This is a genomic window from Nonomuraea turkmeniaca (genome assembly GCF_005889735.1).
Classification (GTDB): domain Bacteria; phylum Actinomycetota; class Actinomycetes; order Streptosporangiales; family Streptosporangiaceae; genus Nonomuraea; species Nonomuraea turkmeniaca.
In genome coordinates, this window is record NZ_VCKY01000510.1 from 1 (window position 1) to 1962 (window position 1962).

Annotated in this window: 2 protein-coding genes; both read left to right on the forward strand. The window is 73.1% G+C overall.

All coding sequences use genetic code 11. The features are described 5' to 3' along the window. On the forward strand, positions 1-873 hold an 873-nt coding region (locus ETD86_RS54140; RefSeq protein WP_425465719.1), incomplete at its 5' end, for an amylo-alpha-1,6-glucosidase. Continuing rightward, the coding region (locus ETD86_RS54145) for a glycosyltransferase family 4 protein (protein WP_138674356.1) at positions 870-1962 on the forward strand (1093 nt) is incomplete at its 3' end. The genes ETD86_RS54140 and ETD86_RS54145, both read left to right, overlap by 4 nt.

Genomic DNA, 1962 nt, shown 5'->3' on the forward strand with positions numbered 1-1962 from the left:
CCCATCGCCCTCGCCGAAGCGCAGGGGTACGTCTACGCCGCCTACCTCGCCCGCGCCCACTTCGCGCATGAGCAGGGCGACGACGCGACGGAGCGGCGCTGCGTGCGACGCGCCATGGAGGTCAGGCAGACCTTCAACGAGCGCTTCTGGCTGCCCGGCCCCGGCTATTACGCGATGGGCCTGGACGGCGGGGGCCGGCCCATCGACGGCCTCGGCTCCAACATGGGCCACTGCCTGTGGAGCGGCATCGTCGATGAGGACAAGGCGGCCTCCGTGGCGGCCCACCTGCTGTCGCCGGAGATGTTCACCGGCTACGGGGTACGCACCCTGGCCTCGTCCATGGGGGCCTACAACCCGATGAGCTACCACAACGGCTCGGTGTGGCCGCACGACAACGCCATCATCGCGGCCGGGCTGATGCGCTACGGCTTCGTCGAGGAGGCCCAGCGCATCGCGATCGGGCTGCTGGCCGCCGGGCAGGCGTTCGGCGGCCGGTTGCCGGAGCTGTTCTGCGGCTTCGACCAGGCGGAGTTCCGGGAGCCCATCCCGTACCCGACCTCCTGCTCGCCGCAGGCGTGGGCGGCGGCCGCCCCCATCCACCTGCTGCGCACGCTGCTGCGGCTCGACCCTTGGGTGCCGTACGGGAAGATCTGGCTCGTGCCGGCGCTGCCGGACGGGTTCGGCGCGCTGGAGATCACGGACCTGCCCGTGGCCGGCGCCCGGATCACCGTCGGCGTCCGTGACGACGGGCGGACGCCCGTGGTGTCGGGACTGCCGGAGGGCATCGAGCTGCTCACCGAGCCCCGACGGCCGGTCAGCGACGCCTACCGCTCCACCGTGGCCGACCGCACCTACGGGCTGGCCACACCATGACCGCCACCGACGGGAACCTGGAGACGGTCGAACCGGACGCGCGGCCGGGTGGCCGGCTGCACATCGCCATGATCGCCCCGCCCTGGGAGGAGGTGCCGCCCCGGGCGTACGGCGGCATCGAGGAGATGCTGGCCAGCCTGATCGGCGGGCTGGACCGGCGCGGCCATCGGGTGACCCTGATCGGTGCCGGCCGGACCTCGGTCCCGGCGCGGTTCCTGCCCACGTACTCCCGGCCCCCGTCCGAGCGGATCGGCGACCCGCTGCCCGAGCTGCTGCACGCCGCCCGCGCCCGGCGTCTGCTCACCGGGCTGGACGCCGACATCGTGCACGACCACTCGCTGGCCGGCCCGCTGACCGCGGCCGGCCGCGCCGTGCCGACGGTCGTCACCTGCCACGGCCCGGCGGACGGCGAACTGGGGGAGTGCTACCGGGAGCTGGGCGCCGACATCTCCCTGGTGGCCATCTCCGACGCGCAGCGGCGGCACGCGCCCGGCCTCGACTGGGTCGCCACCGTGCACAACGCCCTCGACGTCGACACCTACCCCTTCCAGCCCGAGAAGGAGGAGTGGGTGTTGTGGCTGGGCAGGTTCCACCCGTGCAAGGGCGCCCATCTCGCCATCGACGCCGCGCGAGCGGCCGGCCGCCGCATCATCCTCGCCGGCAAGCTCACCGAACCCACCGAACACGCCTGCTTCGACACCTACGTCCGGCCCCGGCTCGGCCCTGACGCCACCTACATCGGCGAGGCCGACGCCGGCCGCAAACGCGAGCTGCTCGCCGCCGCCCGCTGCCTGCTCTTTCCCATCCAATGGGAAGAGCCCTTCGGGATGGTGCTCATCGAGGCTATGGCCTGCGGCACCCCCGTCGTGGCGATCGGCAGGGGCGCGGTGCCGGAGGTCGTCGCCGACGGTCGCACGGGTTACGTCCTGCAGACCGCCGAGCAGTTGCCCGAGGCGATCCAGGGGATCGAGCGGATCGACCCGCACGCGTGCAGGAAGCACGTGGAGCAGTGCTTCAGCGCCGAGACCATGGCGGCGGCCTACGAGCAGGTCTACTGGCGGGTGCTGCGATCCGGCCCCGCCCGCCACC